The sequence below is a fragment of the Actinomyces sp. oral taxon 849 str. F0330 genome (genome assembly GCF_000239715.1).
Lineage (GTDB): Bacteria > Actinomycetota > Actinomycetes > Actinomycetales > Actinomycetaceae > Actinomyces > Actinomyces johnsonii.
Genome location: NZ_JH470349.1, coordinates 457,587 through 460,856, shown reverse-complemented (window position 1 = coordinate 460,856; position 3,270 = coordinate 457,587). Strand labels below are relative to the sequence as shown.

At 71.3% G+C, this 3,270-nt stretch carries 2 protein-coding genes and 2 pseudogenes; all 4 read right to left on the bottom strand.

Annotation, left to right across the window (positions count from 1 at the left end):
- A pseudogene (locus HMPREF0975_RS03935) lies at positions 1–859 on the bottom strand (lantibiotic dehydratase); the annotation flags it as partial.
- A gap of 146 nt (positions 860–1,005) precedes the next feature.
- Positions 1,006–2,223 carry a PqqD family protein gene (locus HMPREF0975_RS03930; protein ID WP_009232843.1) on the bottom strand — a complete coding sequence of 406 codons (1,218 nt, stop codon included), beginning with the start codon at positions 2,221–2,223 and terminating at the stop codon, positions 1,006–1,008.
- 96 nt (positions 2,224–2,319) lie between these two features.
- Positions 2,320–2,523 carry a thiocillin family RiPP gene (locus HMPREF0975_RS03925; protein ID WP_009232842.1) on the bottom strand — a complete coding sequence of 68 codons (204 nt, stop codon included), beginning with the start codon at positions 2,521–2,523 and terminating at the stop codon, positions 2,320–2,322.
- Positions 2,524–2,718: 195 nt separating this feature from the next.
- A pseudogene (locus HMPREF0975_RS03920) lies at positions 2,719–3,270 on the bottom strand (hypothetical protein); the annotation flags it as partial.

Here is a 3,270-nt window from a genome sequence, read left to right as displayed (position 1 = left end):
CGGGCTGGACGGTCTCCTGGCGGAAGACCATGCCGTTGCCGTACTCGTGCTCGCCGATGACGGTCAGCGTCTCCGCCTCCGGTTCGGCGGGCGGGTGCTGCCCGTATGCATTGGCCGCTCCCCCGCCGGAGCCGGCGCTGAAGGCCCGGCGCACGGGGGCGGGCTCGAGGTAGAGGGCGCCGTCAGGCGCCAGATCCTGGGCGGTGGCGCTCAGAATGCGGTAGGCCAGGTGGGTCGCCACCATGCGGTGGCTGCGCCCGGCAGCGGGCTGGCCCGCCTCGTTGACGGTGGTCAGTCCCGAGAAGGGGCTGGTCTTGAGGGCGGCCCGGGTGGCCAGGGTGTAGAGAGTGCGCAGGACGCGGGGATCCTCAAGCCTACGGCCGCGGGAGGCCAAAGTGGAGATGAGGGCCGGGGCGGCGATCGCCAGGGCCTCCTGGTAGCCGGGCTCGTCGAGACCGGCCGCCAACAGCTCGCGGCTGCGGTCGAGGTCGACGTCGACGAGGACGGCCAGACGCCCGCGGGTCTCCTCCTTGCGGGCCACCAGGGCGTCCCAGCGCTCCAGCAGCGCGCGGAGCTCAGTGGGTAGGGCAGCCAGGACCTCCTCGGACAGGCCGGTGGCGCGCCCCTGGAAAACTCGGCGCTTGGCGCGCAGGACCAGGCGGCGCTCGGTCTTGGCCAGGGTGGGGATGAGCTCGTAGAGCGGGTCGAGCAGCTGGTTCGCGGCGCCGTCGAGCACCTCGTCGAGCCGGCGCAGGTACTCCAGGTTGCCGGTGACGGCGGCGGTGGTCTCGGGGACGGCCCGCACGGGGAGCCCGCCCAGGCGCACGAGGGTCGGCAGGGCGACGGCGGGCTGGGCCAAAGCCGGAGGTTCCGGCGCCGGTACCGGAGCTGGTACGGCGGAAGACGGGGCGGATAGGACGGGCTCCCCGGGGGTCACGGCGGATGTGGAGTGCGGCTGTGGCTGTCGGGATGGGGAGGCACCGGTACGGGAAAGAACCGGCTGCGTCATAGGAGGAAACCTTTCACGAGGGCGTACAGCCAGTAGCCTATCCATACAACGCTCATCGTGAAGGCCAGGAGACCGAGAAGACTGCACAGAAGCCCGTAGATGAAATAGCCCCAGCGCACCGCGGGCCGCATCCCGGCCAGGGCCGGCGGCAGGGGTTGGCGTGTGAGAGTGCAGCGCAGAACGAACATGGAACGCCCGCGCAGGTTGACCGAACCGGTGGCCGCCTCGACCGCGGCAACCCCGTCGGACTGGGTGAGGGGGTTGAGGTTGGTGATGAGCATCGTGAGCTGGAAGGCGCACAGGGTCAGGGCCACCTGGCGCACCATCCCCGTGGAGGCCCAGGCGACGGCCGCCTCCAGACCGCAGACGACGCCGTCGGAGAAGATGCCGGCCAGGGCCAGCATGGTCAGCCCGCGCCGGGATCGCACCCGGTAGGAGTCGGTGCGGTCGACGTAGGCGATCGGGATGACCCAGAACATGAGCGCCACCCCGAGCCCGCGAATCGGCGTGCCGAGGTAGCCGGCGACGATGGCGTGCCAGGACTCGTGCAGCAGGATGCTCACCAGCTGGATCGCCACCGCCGTGATGAAGACGAAGACGCTCGGGCGGGGGCCCCCGGCCAGGGAGCTCAGCGCCATGGCCCCGGCCGTGTAGCCGCAGGCGGCCAGGGCCAGGAAGACCCAGCTGAGCGCGCGGGCCGGCAGGCGCTGAAGCAGGGTGACGACGGGGGCGACGATCCGGTGGTACTTGCGGGCGATGATGATGCGGGGCAGCCACCAGCCCCCGCTGCGGCGGGGCTTTTCAACCTTGAGGTGGCGGGCCTGACGGGGCTGGGCGGTGTGCCGCCCGCGGGTGCGCCTGGTGCGCGCCGGGGCCGCCGGAACGGCGGGAGCGGGCTCACTGCCCGCCAGGAGGCTCTTGTCGCGCAGGTTGTCGACCAGGCTCGTGATGCGTTTGGCGCCTGCCTCGTCGATGTCCTGGGGCAGCTCCTCGATGATGGTCGGCAGGGAGCGCACCCCGTCGAATTGGTTGACGATGAAGGCCGCGGCCGCACCGAGCCGGTGGTACTTGCCCGAGTCGGAGTCGAACAGCATCGGCTGGTTGTCCATCCCGACGATGAGACTCACGCCGCGGCGCAGGCGCGGGATCGGATTCGTCGGGATGCTCCCAGGGCTCATCGGCGGGCTCGTCGCCGTACTCATCACCGTGCTCATCGTGGGCTCATGGCTCCCTCAGGTCGGTTCGCGATGTACCGGGTACCGCTGTGGCGGGCAGGAGACCCCGGTCTCCTGCCCGCCACTGTGGGGTCGTCAGCAGGACGTCGTCGACGCGCTGGCGGCGCAGGCCGGGCACGAGGCCGAGGCGGCGCTGGCCGGGCACGAGGCCGAGGCGGCGCAGGCCGGGCAGGACGCGCTGGCGCTGCTGAAGGCACAACCCAGGGCGTTGCCCTCGGGGAGCTCCTCGACGCCGAAGTCACTGTCGGCGAGGGTGAGATCGATCGCGCTGTTCGTCATATGCTGTTCACCTCCTTCTCTCAGATGTCATGTGGGCAGGAGCGGGGCCCGATCGGGCCCCGGGGGTCCGGTCTGCCGGGACCGGGCCCCAAACCCCGCGAACGGGGTGGTCTGTGGAACTCTCTGACGCGGTATGTAGTTCTGGGTCCGTCTCGCCGCCGGCGGGCCGTCGGCGCACGCAGGTGATGACCGGGGCTAACCGGCCGTCGGACTCGTCTCGGGCTCGGCCTCTGGACTGGCCACGGTGACGGCGAACATCTGGTGGCGGCTGACGCCGTCGGAGTCCAGCAGATGGCGCACCGCCGAGGTGGCGAAACCGGCGAAAACAGTCCCCACCAGCCCTCGGGCGACGGCGCGCAGGTGGACCGAGTAGATGAGGGCCGCACTGCGGCTCATGGTGAAGCGGTAGCCGACCGCTCCGCCCCAGGTGTCTGCCTCATCAAGGTTGGCGGCCACCGAGACGATGGCGCCGGCGCGGGCGAATTCCTTCTGCACCGTCATGCCCTCAATCACCTCGGCCTCCGGCAGGGGGCGGATGAGGTCGACGCCGTCGAGCCGGACCCGGTAGATGCCGGGTTCTGCTCCGCGCGGGCGCAGGAGGAGGACGAAGGGCTCCGAGGGGGCAGGCCGCCGCTTCCTCGTCCCAAGTGCGCGCGTCGTCGGCCGAGGGCGTCGCGGACCATGGCCAGGAGGGGTTCGGCCTCTAGCGGCTCGGTGCCGTAGCTGGTGGACGACGAGCGGCGCTCG